This is a genomic window from Rhizobium sp. BK312 (genome assembly GCF_014193605.1).
Classification (GTDB): Bacteria; Pseudomonadota; Alphaproteobacteria; order Rhizobiales; family Rhizobiaceae; genus Rhizobium.
Window position 1 is genome coordinate 801,791 of record NZ_JACHZP010000002.1, and the last position, 18,770, is coordinate 820,560.

General features: G+C 59.7%; 14 protein-coding genes. 6 read left to right on the forward strand and 8 right to left on the reverse strand.

Annotation, left to right across the window (positions count from 1 at the left end):
• The first annotated feature begins 6 nt into the window (after window positions 1-6).
• From FHT85_RS08315 to FHT85_RS08340, 6 genes are all read left to right on the forward strand, one after another.
• A complete protein-coding gene (locus tag FHT85_RS08315; RefSeq protein WP_112412580.1) occupies window positions 7-1,158 on the forward strand; it encodes a GNAT family N-acetyltransferase in 1,152 nt (383 codons plus the stop codon).
• A complete protein-coding gene (locus tag FHT85_RS08320) occupies window positions 1,158-2,528 on the forward strand; it encodes an MATE family efflux transporter (protein WP_183774031.1) in 1,371 nt (456 codons plus the stop codon). Before FHT85_RS08315 ends, FHT85_RS08320 begins: the two co-directional genes overlap by 1 nt.
• Before the next feature lie 15 nt (window positions 2,529-2,543).
• Window positions 2,544-3,725, forward strand: a complete 1,182-nt coding sequence (locus FHT85_RS08325) for a PLP-dependent transferase (RefSeq protein WP_112412582.1) — start codon at window positions 2,544-2,546, stop codon at window positions 3,723-3,725.
• 106 nt (window positions 3,726-3,831) lie between these two features.
• Window positions 3,832-5,076, forward strand: a complete 1,245-nt coding sequence (gene lysA, locus FHT85_RS08330; protein ID WP_112412583.1) for a diaminopimelate decarboxylase — start codon at window positions 3,832-3,834, stop codon at window positions 5,074-5,076.
• 155 nt (window positions 5,077-5,231) lie between these two features.
• A complete protein-coding gene (locus FHT85_RS08335) occupies window positions 5,232-6,653 on the forward strand; it encodes a cytochrome P450 (RefSeq protein WP_112337655.1) in 1,422 nt (473 codons plus the stop codon).
• Window positions 6,650-7,648 (forward strand): lysophospholipid acyltransferase family protein, encoded by a 999-nt coding sequence (locus FHT85_RS08340; RefSeq protein WP_246779917.1) that lies wholly within the window; start codon window positions 6,650-6,652, stop codon window positions 7,646-7,648. The genes FHT85_RS08335 and FHT85_RS08340 overlap by 4 nt, the downstream gene beginning before the upstream one ends.
• A gap of 331 nt (window positions 7,649-7,979) precedes the next feature.
• Here the strand turns inward: FHT85_RS08340 and FHT85_RS08345 are convergent, their stop codons facing one another.
• The 8 genes from FHT85_RS08345 to FHT85_RS08380 form a co-directional block, all read right to left on the reverse strand.
• Window positions 7,980-9,098: a mannitol dehydrogenase family protein gene (locus tag FHT85_RS08345; RefSeq protein WP_112337654.1), complete on the reverse strand. Its 1,119-nt coding sequence runs from the start codon at window positions 9,096-9,098 to the stop codon at window positions 7,980-7,982.
• Between the two features lie 321 nt (window positions 9,099-9,419).
• On the reverse strand, window positions 9,420-11,162 hold the full coding sequence (locus tag FHT85_RS08350) for a glycerol-3-phosphate dehydrogenase/oxidase (protein WP_112412584.1): 1,743 nt from the start codon (window positions 11,160-11,162) through the stop codon (window positions 9,420-9,422).
• A gap of 60 nt (window positions 11,163-11,222) precedes the next feature.
• Window positions 11,223-12,752 carry an FGGY-family carbohydrate kinase gene (locus tag FHT85_RS08355; RefSeq protein WP_112412585.1) on the reverse strand — a complete coding sequence of 510 codons (1,530 nt, stop codon included), beginning with the start codon at window positions 12,750-12,752 and terminating at the stop codon, window positions 11,223-11,225.
• Between the two features lie 58 nt (window positions 12,753-12,810).
• On the reverse strand, window positions 12,811-13,647 hold the full coding sequence (locus tag FHT85_RS08360) for a DeoR/GlpR family DNA-binding transcription regulator (protein WP_112412586.1): 837 nt from the start codon (window positions 13,645-13,647) through the stop codon (window positions 12,811-12,813).
• A 176-nt stretch (window positions 13,648-13,823) separates the two neighbouring features.
• Window positions 13,824-14,771 carry a D-ribose ABC transporter substrate-binding protein gene (locus FHT85_RS08365; RefSeq protein WP_015343135.1) on the reverse strand — a complete coding sequence of 316 codons (948 nt, stop codon included), beginning with the start codon at window positions 14,769-14,771 and terminating at the stop codon, window positions 13,824-13,826.
• A 99-nt stretch (window positions 14,772-14,870) separates the two neighbouring features.
• Window positions 14,871-15,923, reverse strand: a complete 1,053-nt coding sequence (locus FHT85_RS08370) for an ABC transporter permease (protein WP_041678207.1) — start codon at window positions 15,921-15,923, stop codon at window positions 14,871-14,873.
• A gap of 22 nt (window positions 15,924-15,945) precedes the next feature.
• Window positions 15,946-17,490: a sugar ABC transporter ATP-binding protein gene (locus FHT85_RS08375; protein WP_112412587.1), complete on the reverse strand. Its 1,545-nt coding sequence runs from the start codon at window positions 17,488-17,490 to the stop codon at window positions 15,946-15,948.
• The gene (locus FHT85_RS08380; protein WP_112412588.1) at window positions 17,487-18,143 is read right to left on the reverse strand and encodes a DUF2291 domain-containing protein; all 657 of its coding nucleotides are present in this window, start codon (window positions 18,141-18,143) and stop codon (window positions 17,487-17,489) included. The genes FHT85_RS08375 and FHT85_RS08380 overlap by 4 nt, the downstream gene beginning before the upstream one ends.
• Between the last annotated feature and the right edge of the window lie 627 nt (window positions 18,144-18,770).

Consider the following 18,770-nt stretch of genomic DNA (forward strand, 5'->3'; position numbering starts at 1 on the left):
TGAAAGATGGATGCTTCGCTGGCGATCAGGAGTGATAGGACGGCGGAGAAATCCTTTGATCTGCGCCTGCCGGCTTCGGGCTTTGAGAGCAGCGCGCTTGCCTGCGGCCAGCCGCTCATCATATCGGCAGGGCATGCACCGGGGAGTTTTCGCGTCGAGCATCACGGAGTGAAGGTGGCTTCAGGCCATCTATCGGGGCCGGCCACCAATCTCCTGGTCTTCGATACAATCTCCACCGCGGTCCCTCCGCTTTCTGGCGAGGATATCGTCAACGCCGTGTCGGAAGCCGTTCTGGCATGCAATCCACAGCTGGACTGCTTCCAGATCGAGCTCGCAGATGGCGACCTCATAAGGCGCCTGATGGAAGCGGGTGCCATCGAGCAGCGCGGCAATCGCCTGATCGTGCGGCCGGAATCCTTCTTCCAGCAGCCAAGATTCTGGCTTGGAAGCGTGCCAAGCAGCTATCCGGAAGTGTCGACACTGACGAATGGCGCCGTTCACCCGCAGCGGCCGCCGAAGCCCGCCGGCCGTGTCTACAGCCGCTTCATTCCCTGGCTGAATACCCAGCTTGGCTTACATGTCGCCGATATCGAGGCTGATCTTCCCCATTTCCATCGCTGGATGAACGATCCGAGGGTTGCCGCCATATGGGAAGATAGCGGCGATCTTTCCTATCACCGCGATTTCATCGCAGGCCGCCTTGCCGATCCGCGCACTCTGCCGCTGATCGGGACCTTCGGCGGTGTGCCGTTCGGCTATTTCGAGCTCTATTGGGCGAAGGAAGACAGGATCGGACCGCATTACGAGGCCGACGGCTATGACCGAGGTTGGCATGTGGCGATCGGCGAGGACGATTTCCGCGGAAAGGCCTTCGTCAGCGCCTGGCTGCCGTCGCTTATGCACTACATGTTCCTGGCCGATCCGCGCACGCGACGTATCGTCGGTGAGCCGATCCATCATCACACCCAGCAGATCCGCAATCTCGACCGTTCCGGCTTCGCCAAGGTCAAGCATATTCAGTTCCCGCACAAGAAGGCGCTGCTGGTCATGCTCCTGCGTGAGCGCTTCTTCATGGATCGGCTGCTGCTGCCTGATCTCACCGGCTTGTCCACAGAGGATGGGCAGCCTGTGCTTGGCTCGCTGGCGCGAGGCGCCTGATGAAAACAGCCGTCGATATGAACGATCCGCGCATCAAGCGGCTCGTTCTGGCTGTCGCGCTTCCGGCCGTGGCAGGACTTGCCGCCAGTGCCGGCCATCATGCGATCAACGCGATCTTCCTGGGAGCGCTCGGCCCGGACGTGCTGGCAGGCATCAGTCTGGTCATGCTGCTGTTTCTGCTCGTCGCGGCCGCCGGTCAGGGGCTGGGTATCGGGCTTGCGACGCTGCTTGCGCGCTACCTTGGCGAAGGGGATCTCAAAGCCGCGGCGTCGGTCGCAACGACAGCGCTCGCGGCGACGATCCCGCTCGGTATTTTCTTGTCGATCCTGATCTATCTCGGCCTGCCGGATTTTGTCGGCGCACTCGGCGCCAGCGACAATCTCCTCGCTCCTGGGCTCGATTATGGGCGGCTGCTTGCTTTCGGTCTGACACTCGGGCTTTTGCAGGCTATCTGCGATTTCATAGCGATCGCCGAGGGCAATTCACGCTTCTCGATGATCGTGCTGATCGCGAGCTTCGCCTTGAACGCGGCTCTCGATCCCGTCTTCATCTTCCTCTTCAAGCTCGGCGCGTCCGGCGCGGCACTGGCGACCATCGTGTCGTCCATCGCAGCCCTTGCATGCTATGCCGTCTACTTCCTGCGCCGATGGGGAACGGTGAGCGTGACCGGCGGGGCGATTTGCTGGCAACTGCTTTGGCCGATCGCGCGGATCGGCCTTCCCGCTGCCGCAACAAGCATTGTCACGGGCCTCGGCTTTCTGGTCCTGATGCGGGAGGCGGCGGTCCATGGCGGCGATAAAGGTGTCGCGGCAACGGCGATTGCCATCCGTCTGATGACTTTGGGACAGCTTCCGTTGTTCGGCTTTTGCCTCGGTGCCCAGAGTGTCGTCAGTCACGCCTTTGGCGCGGGCGATGCTGAGCGGCTCAAAGCCGTCATCCGGTTCATGCTCGCTGTGACGATTCCGGTCGCATTGCTCTATTCTATTCTGCTGTTCTTGGCTGCCGAGCCGATCGCACGCCTGTTCACGGATAGCCAGGACGTCGTGGATGAGGCAGTCGCCTGGCTGCGGTCTCTTTTTCCGATCTTTCCGCTTGCGGCCTTTCAATCCGTCCTGCTCGTCATGCTGCAATCGCGGGGCAGGGCGGGTCTGTCTGCCCTCGTCGGGCTTGCGCCGCAGGGCTATCTGCTGATCCCGCTTCTGCTCCTGCTGCCGCTTTGGATGGGCTTTGCCGGCGTTTCAGCCGCCGTGGCTACCGCTGCCATCCTTGCTGCCATCCTCGGCGGTCTTGTCTGCTGGCGGGAATGGCTCGCTATTCTGCCGGCCGACGCACCGAGCCGCCTTGTTGGCCAATCGACACTTCACTCCTGACCCAAGAGGAACGCCATGAACGAGACGCCGAGATTCGATGCCTACCGCCACGCTATTCCCGATGCGCTGATGCCGCCGCGCGATGATCCGTTCGACGCGGCCGTGCCGCCGATCTACCAGACATCGCTCTTCCTGTTCGATAGCTACAAGGAGCTGGAGGATGTTTTCGCCGGCCGTTCGAAAAAGCCGATCTATTCGCGCGGCGACAATCCGACCGTACGGCTTCTGGAGCGCAAGATCGCCGAGATGGAAGGCGCGGAAGAGGCGCGTGCCTTTTCGAGCGGCATGGGTGCGATTGCTGCCGCGGTTCTTGCCTTCGTCGGACCCGGCGACCGTATCGTCACCGTGCGGCACGTCTATAGCGATGCCTTCCGCCTCTTCGAAAAAGTTCTGAAGCGCTTCGGCGTCGGCGTCGACTATATCGACGGCACCGATACGGGGGCTATGCTTGCCGCACTTCCCGGCGCCAAGCTCGCCTATCTCGAAAATCCCACCTCGATGGTTTTCGAGTTGCAGGATCTGACTGCGATCGCCGAGGCCGCTCGCTGCCATGGCGTGGTAACGATGGTCGATAACTCCTGGGCAACGCCGCTCTTTCAGAAGCCTCTCTCCGTCGGTATCGATATCGTCATCCACGCCGCTTCGAAATATCTCGGCGGCCAGAGCGACACGGTGGCAGGTCTGGTCACTGGCTCGAAGGCGCATATCGACCGGATCAACAGCGAAATCTACCCATACACCGGAGCGAAGCTTGCGCCGTTCGAGGCATGGCTCGTACTGCGTAATCTCGAGACACTGCCATTCCGCATGCGGCATCATCATGAAGCCGGGCTCGAAGTGGCATCCTGGCTTGATGCCCATGCGGACGTGACCAATGTCATGCACCCGGCGCTCGGCGAGCATCCGGGAAAACGTACTTTCAGCGGCTTCGGTGGGCTGTTTTCCTTCGAGGTTTCGGACCGTATCGATGTGGCCGATTTCGTCGACGCGTTGCGCCTCATCCGCATCGGCGTCAGCTGGGGCGGGCCGGAGAGCCTCGTGGTGCCGGCAAAGGCGGCGCTCAGCATCTCGCCCGAGACCAACGTCTTCGCGCGCTTTGGCGTCAGCGACCGCACGATCCGGCTCAACGTCGGGCTGCACGCGGCCAAGGAAATCATTGCCGATATCGAGCAGGCGCTCACCGTCGCCAAACGCTAGGCAGTCGCCGCGCCTTCAAATCGCAAGAGGGGTGGAGTGACACGGTCGCTCCGCCCATACTATTATTCATTGTTGATCTATTCCCGCCGAGACCGATTGAGACAAGATGACCATTCCCGCTAATGAAACGCTGAGCAAGCTTGCCGCCGACTATGGAACGCCGCTCTGGATTTACCATGCCGCCGCAATCCGCCGCCGCATTGCACAACTCTCTGCTTTCGATGTCATTCGCTATGCGCAGAAGGCCTGTTCGAACATTCATATCCTGAAGGAGATGCGCAAGGCGGGGGTACGGGTCGATGCCGTATCGCTCGGCGAGATCGATCGGGCGATGCGGGCGGGCTTTTCCGCCGGCCACGCGTCGGGCGCCGCGGAGATTGTATTTACCGCCGATGTCTTCGATCGGCCGACCCTCGACCGCGTTGTTGCCGACAAGGTCGAGGTGAATATCGGCTCCATCGACATGCTGCACCAGCTAGGAGAGCATTCGCCCGGCCACAGAGTTTGGCTCCGCATCAATCCCGGTTTCGGGCATGGCCATAGCAAGAAGACCAACACCGGCGGCGAAAGCAGCAAGCATGGCATCTGGTTCGAGCAGCTGCAGGAGGCTGTGGCGCTGACGCGCCAATATTCGCTGAAACTGGTCGGGTTGCACATGCATATCGGCTCCGGTGTCGATTATGGACATCTGCAGCGTGTCTGCGGTGCAATGATCGGATTCTGCCGCACGCTGGATGTCGATATCGAGGCCATCTCCGCCGGCGGCGGCCTGTCTGTGCCCTACAGGGAGGGTGAGGAGGAGATCGATCCTTCCCATTACTTTTCGCTCTGGGACAAGGCCCGGCGCGAGATCGAGACGCATGTCGGCCATCCGATCCGGCTCGAGATCGAGCCGGGCCGCTTCCTGACAGCGGATGCTGGCGTATTGCTGGCAGAAGTGAGGGCGGTCAAGATGATGGGCCGCAACCGCTTCGTGCTTGTCGATGCCGGCTTCAGCGATCTCGCCCGGCCGGCGATGTATGGCAGCTACCATCACATCACGGTCATCCCGGGCACGGCGCCTCGCAGTGCCGCCGGAACAATCTTCCCCACCGTTGTCGCAGGTCCGCTCTGCGAATCGGGCGATGTCTTCACGCAGACCGACAACGGCACGGTGGAAACCCGCGATCTGCCCGAAACCCATGTCGGCGACTATCTCGTGTTTCATGGCGCGGGCGCTTATGGCGCGACGATGTCATCGAACTACAATAGCCGTCTCTATGCGCCAGAAGTGCTGATCGACGGCGAGACGCATCGATTGATCCGCAGGCGGCAAACACTGGATGAATTGCTTATGCTGGAAGGCATTTAAGCGCCGCCGATTTCCAGGCGAAAGACGAGCCTTAACTTCGGCCAAGCAGGGGCTTTTCCGCGATTGCGAAATGAATATAGTGGCCACGTCCGTGTGTCGTGTCCGACTGCTCTCTTATCATCTCTGGCCGCAAGGCGTGAAAGTTCTGCACCGCTATGCTGGCCTGGCTTGATCAGAAAACCGAAATCGTCGAACACGCTGACCAATCCTCGCGCTATTTCGAGCCGGCTCACGCAGCTTATTATAGCGGGAAGCCCGGCCAGCCGTTGAAGCTGATGCTGCAGGCGCGCAGCGATTTCCTGTCGATCTGGCGCCGCGCCGATTATCGAGAGCATGTGGCGGAGTTCAAGCTTCTGGGCCGCCAGCTCATCATTGTCAATTCGCCTGAAGCCATCCGCTATGTGGTGGCCAAACGCCATGAGAATTTCGAGCGCAAGACACCGCAGATGCGTCGCGCGCTGGAATATCTTTTGGGCGATGGTTTATTCATATCCGATAAGGAAACCTGGAAACAGCGCCGGCCGCTGGTCTCCGACATCGTGCATAAAAACCGCGTGCCGGCCTTCGGCGCGATCATGCAGAGCACGGCAAGCGAGCTTGCCGACCGCTGGCAGAGCCTGGGTGAAGGGGCGGAAGTCAACGCCCTGTTCGAGATGGCTGGGCTGACGGCGGAGATCATTTCCCGCAGTGTCTTCGGCAATGACCTCGGCGAGGAAAGCGCCAATGCGGTGACCGAAGGGTTTGCGAGCTACCAGTCGCTGGTCGATTCCGTCAATTTCGGCTATTTTCTCGGCTTCGATGAAGGTTTGCCCATCATCAAGACGCCAAGCTTGAGCCGGTCGGTGAGGCGCATTCACCGGATTATCGATCAGGTGATCGAAGATCATCTGGCCGGCAAGGGTGATAACAGTTCCATGGTCGAACTGCTGATCCGTCGTCAGCAGCGCAACCCCGAGCTGAAACTCGACGTGGTGGCGCTTCGCAACGAGGCTGCCACAATCTTCATGGCCGGCCACGAAACGACCGCGGCAACGCTGACCTGGGCCTGGTACCTCTTGGCGGGTGCGCCCTGGGTGGAAGAGGCAGTTCATGCGGAAATCGACGCCGTCTGCGGCGATCGGGTTCCCTCGATCGATGATGTCGCGAAGCTAGACTGGTGCCGTGCGGTCATCGAAGAGACGCTGCGCCTCTATCCTCCCGTGCCGATCCTGGCACGCCAGGCGGCTGAGGCCGACCAGATCGGCGACGTGAAGGTACGCAAGGCCGCATTGGTGCTGATCGTGCCCTGGATCTTGCATCGCACGGATTCGCTCTTTCCCGAGCCGCATCGCTTTCACCCCGAGCGCTTCCTCGGCGAGACACGGCCGACGCCCTACAGCTATATTCCCTTCGCCGCCGGCCCGCGCGTATGCCCCGGTCTGCAATTCGGCCTTACCGAGGCGATCCTTTGCCTGGCGATCCTGGCCCAGCGTTTTCGTGTCCGGATCAGGGATGGACACAAAGTTCAGCCACAATGCCGTCTGACGCTGCGTCCGCGCGAGGGTATGCCCGTGACATTGCATCGGCGTCGGGGATGACGGCTGAGGACGAAGGCGACGAAAGAGTTGTCGCGTCAAAGCGCAAGGCGTGGACCTATGAGCCTGCCAAGGCCTCGCCCTTGGCCGATTTCGCAGCTGGCGGTAACCGCCGCAAGGCATTTCTGCGCTACTGGATCTTCGAGAATATCGACAATGCCGTCGATCTCTTCCTCTATTTTTCCTTCATGCTCTTGCCGGCCAGCGTCTGCTCGGATCTCGGCGGCTGGCTTGGGCGTCTGCTTGCTCCCCGCTTTCATAAAGCGGCTTGCGCGCGCGCGGCAGCCAATCTCAAGACGATAAGGCCCGAACTCACGGATATCGAGCTCCAGCGGCTTCTCGATGCCTATGCCGATTCTCAAGGGCGGCAGATGGCGGAATATTCTGTCGTGCCGAGACTGGCACGGCGGCACGTCCGCATGATTGGCACCGAAGGGTTGGTTGAGCGTTGCAGCCAGGGCCCGGTGATCTTCATTGCGCCGCATATCAGCAACTGGGAAGTGCTCTGGCATTGTCTTCTCGACATGGGGCTGGACGTTACCATGAATTACGACCCGCCCAAACGCCGCTCACGCCACTATATCGTCAACCGCTTGCGCAAGGGAGCGGGCCTTGGAATCCTGAAACCTGGCCGCAGCTTCGTCCGCCCGGCTCTGGGAATCCTGGAAAACGGCGGCAATCTGCTGATGTTCTGTGATGAGGGATTTAACGGACGTATCCGAGCGCCATTCCTGGGCAGGCCCGTGCACCTTGAGGGCAATTATGCGCTCATTGCGCGAATGGCGAGGAAGACAAATGCGCTGATCTATCCGATTTATATTGTTCGGGAAAAGGGGGCGCGATTTGCGTTGACGGCGTTGAAGCCTTTCATGCTGCCCGAAAAATTCGGCGTTGAGGAACACCTTGTTCAGGACGTCGCGCAATTGAATGTCGTGATAGAACCGATGGTGCGCTCGCATCCAGAGCAATGGTATTTTGTCGATAATCGACTGCAGTGACAATCGAGATTCAATTTGAGTATTTCGTAATTTGGATATCGCACCACTTTCGTCACCTTGCGAATCTTACGCATTATCTGTGACCTCAGGTTGCGTGATTTGATTTTAGGAGATAGAAGCCTATCAGCTATAAGGCCAGGCATAGATGCGATTTCTCAGGGCTCAAATCGCCCTTGAGCTAAGATCTTTTAGCCGCTACCTCCGGTTTTTACCTGGCGTGATGGCAATCTACGGTACGCTGTCGAGGGATAATGCGCCGCTCAATGAGCTCAATCGCTATGAACTGAACCGCCCCCATTCGGCCAGCAAGGCGGCAGGCCTCACATTCGGTTCAAATATAGTGCGCCGCAATCTGTCGCAGCGTGCCCATGTCCGAGGTGCTGCGCGCCTTGTCCGCCCAATCCAGAAAGGCACGGATGCGGCGGGCGACCTTTTCGGGATGATGCTGGCTGATGTCCGCGATTCGGTGATCGAGGAAGGGATTGCGGAAGCGGTCGAGCGTCGTTGCGACATAGGCTTTTGCCTCGTCGCCCATACCGTTTGCGGCAAAGCCGGGCAGCACTTCGCTTTCATAGAGGGTGTCTAGCCTGGTCCGTATATCTTTGTCAGCCAGGTTGGCACGCACGGTTTCATCCGCCGGCCGGCCTTCGCGCTGCCAGATTTCGGCAAGAAACGTGTGGCCGAGATTGAGGATATGCAGTTTCAGGCGTTCATAGGGTTCGAGATCGTCCGTCAGTACGATGCTTGGATGTTGGCATGGCGCTCGCACGCCGGGCGCGCGCTTGATCGCCCATAAGGCATAAGGTTCGGCAACGGCGCCGATCGGTTCAATTGGCTCGGAAACAATACGATCGACCAAGGTTTCGGCGAAGGCGACGTGGCCGTCGAGCCAGTCATAGAAACCAGCCGCCACATTGTTGAGCCTGGCGCAATCGACGACCGCCTGCTTCAGAACATGGCCATTGCCCGTTATCAGTTCGCAGGGAAGGATGACCAGGGGGCGGGCGGAGGCCTGCCAGCGTTGGACGAGGAGGGCGGCAAGCTTTGCGGGGAAGGATCGAGGAACATCGTCATCCGAGCCGAAACGATCCTCCTCCGGCCAGGTCTGGTAACCGGTGTCGCCGGTGTTGGAGACGACGAATTCGGCCTCCTCGGCAAAGAGTTTAGACAGCTCCCTCCAATGCCCCATTGCGGAAAGGCCGCGATCGACGCTGGTGACCTGAATGGTGCGATTGAGTGGCTGGCCATCCGACATGCCGCGGATGATGACCGGATAGCCCTGCGGATTGCCGAAGGCGGCGACACGTCCGCTGCGGCTGCTGGCGCCTGAGACCTGAACGACGGCGATCGGACCGACATCCTGGCCGGATTGCTGTGCTTCGTGCACAAACAACGCCGCGTGCGCCTGCAGGAACCGGCTGGTGCCAAATTGGATGATCCGTGAGCTCAAGCCGATATCCTCATATATGAATGCTGTTGGTAGACCATGTGTGGGGATGCGCAGACACACGCATTTATCAGTGATTGTTTTTTATCCATAGAAAACATTGAAGTCGCCGGTCGTCAAATGTTTTCTATGGCGATAATAGAGCATTTCCCTCAGCGGGTTTGCTGTAACGGCCTGATCGAAGCCAGCCTGGCTACACTCGGAGCTCTGGAAGAATGCTCGGGCGGTTCGCGTGGCGGGCTGTGTTTCACGCATTCAGTCATAGAACTCGCGCGCCACAAGGCCGGTTTGCCTGATCCGTTATTTTCTTAGGGCCGAGGATGATCAGCGCGCCGCAGGACCTGCCGCCCGACGCATGTTTTCTTCGGTCAGCGTCTGGCCGTGGAATTTCGACAGCGCCATGACGACGTCATCGATTTCTTGGTTAAGCCGCTGGGCGTCCCATTGCAGGGCCGCTGCGGCGATGGCGCCGATTTCGCGCAGGCCTTGGATCGTCAGCAGGCCTTCGATCGCCATGGTCGTGCGGCGGAAGACGATGTCGGAGAGATGCACGACCATCTCCTGGCGTGCGATCCAGTCAATCTCCAGCGCGCTATGACGTGGGGCGCCGCTTATGCGTCGACTGTCACTATAGTCGCAACGGTGGGCAAGAATTTCCGCGGCGGTCGTGCCGTATCGGCCAAGCAGTTCATCCACTCTATCTGCCTCGACACCAGTCTTTGCGGCAACGGATCTAATCCAATTCGCCCGCTCGTTGGAGGTGATCGGGAAATCCCGTCCGCCGCCGATCGCAAGGCGCTCGGTCGATGTTCTGCGTCTGCGTTGGAGGCGTGCGAGCACGGTATCGGAGACTTCCTCGGCAAAGCCGCGGAACGTGGTCCACTTGCCGCCAACGAGCGAGATGATCGGGAACGGCCGTCCGGCCTGGGGTTCAAAGGCGGGTGCGGAGTGATCGCGGCTGATCAGGCCGGGCGAGGAGGCATCCGAGGCGGGCAGAGGCCGAATGCCGCTATAGCTATAGGTTACCTGATCGCGGTCGAAACGCAGGCTCGGCAGCAGCGACCTGACGCTGTCGAGGAAATAGTCGATCTCCGGTTCTTCGCAGCGAACATTGTCCGGATCGTCGCAAGGGATATCGGTTGATCCGACGAGTGCCTGGCCGAGATAGCCATAGACAAGGCAGATGCGGCCGTCATCAGCTTCGAAATAGATCATATGGCCATTCAGGCTGCGCACCAGTTCCGGATGATCGAGCAGGATATGCGATCCCTTGGTACCGCCGATCAGATGGGCGGGTGCTCCAAGAGCGGCGTTGACATGATCGATCCATGGGCCGGCAGCATTGATGACGAGCTTCGGCTTGACCGAAAAGGCATAGCCATCCGCCCGCTGGAAGGTCAGCAGGCCGTCGGCTGATGAAACCAGTCTCGTTGCATTTGCGGCAAGCGAGCCCTTGTTCGCCTCCAGCCCGTCCTTGACCAGTTCATAGACCAGCCGTTCCGGCCGGCTGATCTTGGCATCGTAATAGATGCCGCCGGCGACGATCTCTGGCGTCACATGTGGCATTTCCTTCAGCGCCCGGCGCTTCAAAAGGAACCGGTGGCGCGGCATGACGCGGTTGCGCGAGCCGAAGAAGTCATAGAGCGCGAGCCCGATCTTGATAAGCAAGGCGCCGCGGCTGCGCGGGGCGGTGGTCGAGCCCATCAGCGTGCGAAGGGCGGCCCAAATCCCGCGCGTCCAGGAGAAGATCGGCACGAAGGTCGGCAAAGCTTCGACGCAATGCGGCGCATTCTTGAGCAGTAGATTCCGCTCGAGCGCCGACTGCGCGACGAGCCGGAACTCGCCGGTTTCGAGATATTTGAGTCCGCCATGGATCAGCCGCGATGGCGCAGCACTCGTTCCCGAGCCGAAATCGGATTTATCGATGATCAGGCAATTGACGTCCTGCAGCGAGAGATCGCGGAAGAGGCCGGCACCATTAACGCCGGCGCCGAGAATGACGACATCGACATCTCCGTCTTGAAGTTGCGAGAAGCGTTGTTTCAGATCGGCGGCCATATCGGTCATAACATCATCGTCCTGGTGTATTGCCGCGATAGACCCAGTCTTCGCGACGCAAGTGGCGGTCTAGCCTTGGGAGTGCTGGGTTGCGAGATTGCCGATCCGCGGCCAGAGCGGCGTCATTGCTTCCGCAATGTCGCGAAAGAGCTGATAGCGGATACGGTAGTCTGCGCTGCGGTCGGAATCCGGATGATAGGTTCTGGCGATCTTGCCGACATCGCGCGGGTCGCTCTGCGGGCTTGAATAGACGCCAATGCCGGCACCGGCGCAAAGGGCTGCCCCCCAGGCAGCGGCTTCATCGGTTTCCGTCACGGTAACGGGCATGGCGAGTACGTCTGCAAACATCTGCACGACGATCGGATTGCGCGAGACACCGCCTGCCAACCTTGCCTGATCGAAGGAAAAACCGGCACTTAGGGCATCGACGTGAATCTTGTGGTTGAAGGCGATGCCTTCCAGAACCGCGCGCAGCATGTCGCCGCGATCATGCCAGCCGCCAAGCCCGAAGAAGCTGGCAGTGGCCTCGGCACCATAGGGCGAACCGAACAGATAGGGATGGAACAGCGCGCTCGACGGTCGATTGAACGCTGCCTCGATCTCGGGACCGAGCATGGTATGAATGGACGTGCCGGCAGCTTCGGCGCCGACGATGTCGCTGGCGCAGAGCTTATCCAGGAACCATTCGTAATTGGCTGACGATGCCGGCGAGATCGACATGTTGTTCCATTGGCCAGGCGCAATGGCGTTGCGACAGAACCAGCGGCGATCAACGCTCGGTTTTGATGACAGCGTCTCGTTGATCGAATAGGTACCGGCGATGACGGCAACGACGCCGGGGGCATAGCCGCCGGCGCCGAGGGCCGATGCGGTGACGTCATGCAGGCCGGCAACGACGGGCGTGCCTTCGGCAAGGCCGGTGCGCTTTGCGACGGCCTCGGTAACATATCCGACGATCTCATCCGATCGCGAGGCAGGCGGTAAGGCGTCGGTGATTTCATCGACACCAAAAAGCCTCAGTGCATCCGGCGCATAATCCTGCGTCGTGACATTGGTGAAGGACGTGCTCGCCTCGGTGCGGTCGGTGCCGACAGCGCCGGTCAGGCAGAAGCGCAGCCAGTCCTTGCAACTCAGGACATGGCCGATCTCAGCAAAGCGCTCCGCTTCGTTGGCTTTGATCCAGGCAAGCAAGGCCGATGGCGCCGAGACATGCGGCAATTGGCCGGTCAGCTTCAAGGATTCATCGGCAACAGGGCTCTTCAGCCATTGTTCGACGATCGAGCCGGCGCGGCTGTCGAGCGAGAGAATGGCGCGTCCGAGCGGCTTCTTTGCCTTGTCGAGCAGATAGATGCCATCGCCATGCGCGGTTGCGGCTATCGCCTGGATGTCGCTTGTCGGGCGGTTGCTGAGCTTGATTGCCTCGGCAATGGCGTCGGCCGTCTGGTTCCAGAGTTCGTCCATGTCGCGCTCGACATGGCGTGCCTTCGGCATGAATTGCGTCACGCGACGGCGGGCAACGGCAAGCGGCGTTCCGTCGATGTCGAAGATGACGGCCTTGGTGACGGTCAAGCCGCTGTCAATTCCGAGCAGACTCGGCATTCTCATTGCTCCTGATCGCAAACGAAGAGGGTAAGCCCTGACGGCTTCAGTCTCCGGATCATTTCCAGTCGCCGCCGGCGACGACGACATTGATATTCTTGCTGCGCATGCGCTCCAGATGGTCGGCAGGCGTCTTGCCGTCGACGATGACGACATCGAATTCGCTCAAATGCGCAAAACTATGCAGAGCCCGGCGTTCGAACTTCGTGTGATCCATCAGCAGGACGCGCTTGGCGGCGCTTTCGAACATGGCGCGCTTGATATCGACGATCTCGGGCGACTGATGGAAAACCACGTCGTCGATGATGGCCGACATCGAGATAAAGGCGGCATCGGCCCGCAAGCGGTTGATCTCGTTGATCGTCATCCGCCCCATGAAGGCGTTGCACCAATTATAGTACTGCCCGCCGAGCGCCAGAAGCGTCACGTCATGCATATCCTTCAGCGCATTCATCAGGGTCAGGGAATTGGTGATCGCCGTCAGCGGAACCTTGGCCGACAGCTGCGAGGCCATCTGCAGGACGGTGGTGGAATCGTCGAGGAAGACTGCCTGACCGGGCTCGATGAATTGCATCGCAGCTGCGGCAATTATCTTCTTTTCGGCAGCCTGCCGGTTGGCACGATAGACATCGCTCGATTCGATCAGGCTGGTGGCTGCGGCCGATACGATGCCGCGCGTCTTGCGGAACAGGCCGCGGCTGACCAGTTCGTCGACATCGCGATGTGCCGTCATCAGGCTGATGCCGAAACGCTCGGTCAGATCCTCGATGCGCATGGAACCCTCCGCCATCACGGCCTCGGCGATCATCTGGCGCCTGGCGATCTGACGGGAATGGCGGCTGTCGCTTGGCAGCTCGTCCTGCAGGAATGCTACGGGGCTTGTCTTGTCTGTCACTTTGGCCTCTGACGCTGAGCCTTGCGGAGATCAGCTTACTGCAGCGAATATCGTGAAAAAATATGAAAGAACAATTCGCTATCAGGATTTCTGCAAGTTCTGTCTGATATTCAGCCAGGATGCCGCTCATCGCGGCCAAGGGATGGGGACGCCGATGTGCGGCGTCCCCAATGTCATTACTGGGCGAGAACGAAGGGTGCCGTGTACTTGTCGACATTGTCCTTGGTGATCAGGATGCAGTCGAAAAGCTGCTTTTCGCTCTTGGCACCGGTCTTGCCGGTCTTGATGAAGCTGTCGGCCTGCTTGACGGCTTCTTCGGAGAAGATAGCGACCGGCTGCAGGACGGTGTACTGAAGCTCACCGGCCTTGATGGCGGCGACAGCGTCCGGCGAACCGTCGAAGCCGCCGACCTTGACGTTGGCGAGCTTGCCGGCTTCCTTCAATGCAGCAATTGCGCCAAGCGCCATTTCGTCATTGCCGGAGATCACGCCGGTGATGTCGGGGTGCGCCTGCAGCATGGACTGCATCTTGTTGTGGCCCTGGGTACGGTCCCAGTTGGCAACTTCCTTGGCAACCTTCTTCAAGTCGGGATATTGCGTCAGAACGGTTTCATAGCCGTTTGAGCGGGTGGCGGCATTGTTGTCGGAGGGCGAGCCGAAGAGTTCGGCATAATTGCCCTTGTCGCCAACGGCTTCGACCCACTGCTGAGCGCCGATCGCCGCACCCTGAGCGTTGTTGGAGACGAGCTGAGCCTTGGCAAGGCCTTCCTGGTTGATTTCGGCATTGACGAGGAAGACTGGGATGCCGGCCGCAACAGCCTTCTTGACTGCGCCGACCGAGCCGTCAGCATTGGCCGGGTCGAGGATGATGGCGACCGACTTGTTGGTGATGGCCGTATCGATCAGGTTGCTTTCGGTGTTGGTATCGCCCTTATGCGCACCGACTGTTGCCGTGTAGCCGAGCTTTTCAGCGGTTGCCTTGGCGATATTGCCTTCCGTCAGCCAATAGGGGTTGGACGGATCGTTGACGATGACGGTGATCTGGCCGGCGGCCCAGGCGGCCCCGGTCAGAAGCGGTGCCACAGCAACTGCTGCCATGACGATGCGCAAGCCTTTTTTGAACATTAGTCTCTCTCCCTTTGATGAGCTCTGGTGATGCCGGCGAACCGGCGGTCCTTTCTCCGGCCGGGTTTTCGCCGACCAGTGACAAGTTTCGGTGCAACGTCAGCCGGACTTGGTCCTGCGTCCGTACTGGATGCTGTTCATGAGCACGGCAAGCACGATGACTGCGCCGGTAAAGACCGTCTGCCAGTAGGCCGAAACGCCGATGATGACGAGGCCATCCGCCAGAAAGCCGATGACGAATGCGCCAAGCATGGTGCCGCGCACCGTGCCGCGGCCGCCGGTTAATGCGGCACCGCCAATGACGACGGCGGCAATTGCGGTCAGCTCGTAGCTGGTGCCAGCGTTCGGACCGGCCGAGGTCAGCTGCGAGGACAGGACGAGGCCGGCAATGGCGGCACAAATGCCCGACAGGACATAGACAGCGATCTTGACCTGCTTGACCGGAACGCCGGAAAGATCGGCAGCGCGCTCGTTGCCGCCTGAGGCATAAAGCCAGCGGCCAAAGGCGGTGCGGCTGAGAACGATACCGCAAATGATCGCAAGCACGGCAAGGACGATAACGCCGATCGGGACGCCGGCGAGACGGTTGAAGCCCAGCCAGTTGAAGCCGGTATTGCCGAGTTCGGGGCGGCCGCCGAGATTGTTGTAGGTAAGCCCGTTCGTCATCAGCAATGCGATACCACGCGCGACATAGAGGACGCCCAGCGAGGCGACGAAGGCCGGGACGCGCAGATAGGCGATAAGTACGCCGTTGACGGCACCGACCACGCCACCGAGAATGCAGGTCAGCACCACGACGGCCCAGACCGGCGGATACAGGATGACGCCGAAGCTCGAAAGCGTGACGCCCTGCATAAGGAAGCCGGCGATACAGCCGGCAAGGCCAAGCGTGGAGCCAACGGAAAGATCGATGCCGCCATTGAGGATGACCAGCAGCATGCCGATGGCAAGGATGCCGAAAATCGCCACATGCGAGGCCATGGTCAGGAAGTTGCTAAGTGAGAAGTAATAGGGCGACAGGAAGGAGAAGACCGCGATGATGACGATCAGCGCAAAGAAGGCGCGTCCTTCCAGGATCAGCCGCACGAGACTGAAATTCCGCCGCTGTCCGTTGGAAACTGGTTTTTTATCTGTGATGTTCGTGACTGACATAATCAGTGCTCCATGAATGCGGCTAGTGCGCGACCACTGCTTCGCCCGAGGCGGCCATGATCTTTTCTTTGGTGACATCAGGACCGAATTCGGCAGAAATCCTGCCGCGGTGCATGACGATGATGCGATGGGCGATGCTCAGGCACTCGGCGACTTCCGATGTCGAATAGATCACCGCCAGCCCCTCCTTGGCGCGCTCGGCCAGCAGCTTGAAGACCTCAGCCTTCGCGCCGATATCGATGCCGCGGCTTGGCTCGTCGAGCAGGATCACGCGAGGTGCCGTCGCCAACATCTTGCCGATGACGACTTTCTGCTGGTTGCCGCCCGATAGCGAGCCGATCGCCGCATCGCCGCCGTCGGTCTTAATATGAACCTTGCGGATGGAGTCGTTCACCAGCGTCCGCTCGCGGCCGCCCGAGGTGAAAAGACCCTTGGTGAAGGCGCCGATGCTGGCAAGCGACAGGTTCGAGCCGACCGTCATCGTTTGAACGAGACCATCGCGCTGGCGATCTTCCGGTACCAGTACAAGCCCTTGCGCGATGCGTCCGGCGATGCTGAGACCACCGACATCCGTGTTGCCGAGGAGGACGCGGCCCCCGCTCGAGCGCAGCCGTCCTGCCACGCATTCGAGCAGTTCGGTACGGCCGGCGCCCATCAGACCATAGATGCAGACGATTTCGCCGGCGCGGACTTTAAGCGATAGGCGATCGACAGCGTTATAGGCGGCGCCCGAAGGGCCTGGAACCGTGAGATTGTCTATCGTCAGCGCCACGTCGCCCATTCTGTGGCCGGTCGGCGGGCTGCCGAGGTCGAAATTGTCGCCGACCATGTTGCGCACGATCCATTCGAGATCGATGTCCTTGCGCTCGGCATAGGCGGTCATGTTGCCATCGCGCAGAACGACGGCGTGATGGGTGATCTGCAGCGCCTCTTCCAGGTGGTGCGAGATATAGACGATCGACACGCCGCGGTTCGTTAGGTCGCGAATGACCTTGAAGAGAACTTCGACCTCGCTGGCGCTGAGCGCCGAAGTCGGCTCGTCCATGATCAGGATGCGGGAATTGACCGATAGAGCGCGAGCGATCTCGACGATCTGCTGCTGGCCGAGACGTAAATCCTCGACCGGTGTCATCGGATCGATGTTTTCTTCGAGCTCCTCCATCAGTGCCCGGGTTTGGCGTTCTTCCTCGGCAAAATCGACCACGCCTCCCTTCATGATCTCACGACCCATGAAGATGTTGTCACGGACGCTGAGGTTCGGCGCCAGGCTCAATTCCTGGTGGATGATGGAAATGCCGCAGGCGCGCGCATGCGTGGAGGAGGCGAAGGAAATGGGGGCGCCATCGAGGATGATCTCGCCCGATGTCGGCTGGATGACGCCGGAGAGGATCTTCATTAGGGTGGATTTGCCGGCGCCGTTTTCACCGAAGAGGGTGGTGACCTCGCCGCGGCGAATATCGAAATTGACACCCTTCAGCGCATGGACGCTGCCATAGGATTTGGCAACGTTGCGGGCGGCGAGAACGACTTCACCCGTGGTCGTGCCATTGTGCTGGACCTGGCTCATTTCACGTCGACCTTTACCGGGGTGACGAGCCAGTTCTTCGGATTGATGAGCTTGAAGACCCCGACGACCGTTGCCGTCTTGCCGGTCAGCTTTTCAGGATCCAGGCCGCCAAGGGTCGCCTTCTTCATCTCGTTGTTGATGGCGGAGCCCGCGTCCTGATATTCGATCTGGTTGGTGAATTGCCCGAATTCAATCTTGCCAGTCGCATCGCGAAGATCGGTGCCGTTGATGGCAGGACCCGTCTGGATGCGAACGGTGATGCTGTCAGGCATGCCATTGACCTTGAATTCGTTGAGGTTGGCCTTGCGTTCGCCGAAGGCGCCCGTCAAGGAGACGGGAAGAACGGGACCGGTTGTAGTCGCGACGCCATATTTCTCGCCGGCCGCCTTCTTGTCGGCGAGAACCGCACTGGCGAGCGTCACCGCATCGACGGCGCGCTTTTCGACATCGGCCTGCACTTTCGGGAATTCGGCAGTGCCATAGGTATCCGGTTGGAAACCCTGTTCGCGCACGTCGTGTTCGGAGCCAATCTTGACCACCTTGGTATCGGCGGCGATGGCGCCGATCACGATCACAAAGGCGGCGATGCCGGCGACGATCTTCACCTTGGAGCCTGTCGGCTTGGCAGTTGCGTATTGAGCTTGCGTATTCATGTTCAAACGACCTTGGGCATGTCAGCCGGATTGCCTGATGGAGAAAGGGAGAAAAGTGCCGCGATCCGGCTTAGTGGCAGTCGGGCCTGCGCATTTGGCGCGCGGCGCGTTCCGCTTGGCTTCGGGCTATGCCGTCACCGAAAGGAAAATTCAACATCAGGAGCCTCCTCAGCATACAGGCGACTGTCTCCTCCAATCGCCCTTTTCACATTTTCCGCATCTATGCGATATTTGTGATATAAGTATGTTAATAACTGCGCTTCATATGTTATAAATCTTTAAGGCTGTCAACCATGATTTAGTGCGCTTTGTATCCGGTGGGCCTCTATGAGTTTCAATGTTTCCCGTTTTTTTGCGCTTAAGCTTGCTGCTCTATCGGTGCTTTACGGAGGTCCCGCGATCGGTGCCGCTTTAGCCGCCTTAACTGCAGGTAAACTTATTAAGTAATTAAAATAATTCGTGAATATGGAAACGCTGCACACATATTTTGCAACGTCTTACTAACCCATTCTGAGGAGCTCCGTCCGTTACGTCAATTTTCTTCGATTGCAGTCGCCGCTCCTGCTTGCGGTGACGTAACGCTTATTTCCATCTATTTTATATGAAAAAAATTACAACACCAGAAAA

What these genes read in the sequence shown, in the direction of transcription:
- FHT85_RS08355 (WP_112412585.1), bottom strand. Translation starts at nt 12,752, where the DNA reads ATGCCGAGTCTGCTCGGAATTGACAGCGGCTTGACCGTCACCAAGGCC.
- FHT85_RS08365 (WP_015343135.1), bottom strand. Translation starts at nt 14,771, where the DNA reads ATGTTCAAAAAAGGCTTGCGCATCGTCATGGCAGCAGTTGCTGTGGCA.
- FHT85_RS08335 (WP_112337655.1), top strand. Translation starts at nt 5,232, where the DNA reads ATGCTGGCCTGGCTTGATCAGAAAACCGAAATCGTCGAACACGCTGAC.
- FHT85_RS08340 (WP_246779917.1), top strand. Translation starts at nt 6,650, where the DNA reads ATGACGGCTGAGGACGAAGGCGACGAAAGAGTTGTCGCGTCAAAGCGC.
- FHT85_RS08320 (WP_183774031.1), top strand. Translation starts at nt 1,158, where the DNA reads ATGAAAACAGCCGTCGATATGAACGATCCGCGCATCAAGCGGCTCGTT.
- lysA (WP_112412583.1), top strand. Translation starts at nt 3,832, where the DNA reads ATGACCATTCCCGCTAATGAAACGCTGAGCAAGCTTGCCGCCGACTAT.
- FHT85_RS08370 (WP_041678207.1), bottom strand. Translation starts at nt 15,923, where the DNA reads ATGTCAGTCACGAACATCACAGATAAAAAACCAGTTTCCAACGGACAG.
- FHT85_RS08315 (WP_112412580.1), top strand. Translation starts at nt 7, where the DNA reads ATGGATGCTTCGCTGGCGATCAGGAGTGATAGGACGGCGGAGAAATCC.
- FHT85_RS08375 (WP_112412587.1), bottom strand. Translation starts at nt 17,490, where the DNA reads ATGAGCCAGGTCCAGCACAATGGCACGACCACGGGTGAAGTCGTTCTC.
- FHT85_RS08380 (WP_112412588.1), bottom strand. Translation starts at nt 18,143, where the DNA reads ATGAATACGCAAGCTCAATACGCAACTGCCAAGCCGACAGGCTCCAAG.
- FHT85_RS08350 (WP_112412584.1), bottom strand. Translation starts at nt 11,162, where the DNA reads ATGACCGATATGGCCGCCGATCTGAAACAACGCTTCTCGCAACTTCAA.
- FHT85_RS08325 (WP_112412582.1), top strand. Translation starts at nt 2,544, where the DNA reads ATGAACGAGACGCCGAGATTCGATGCCTACCGCCACGCTATTCCCGAT.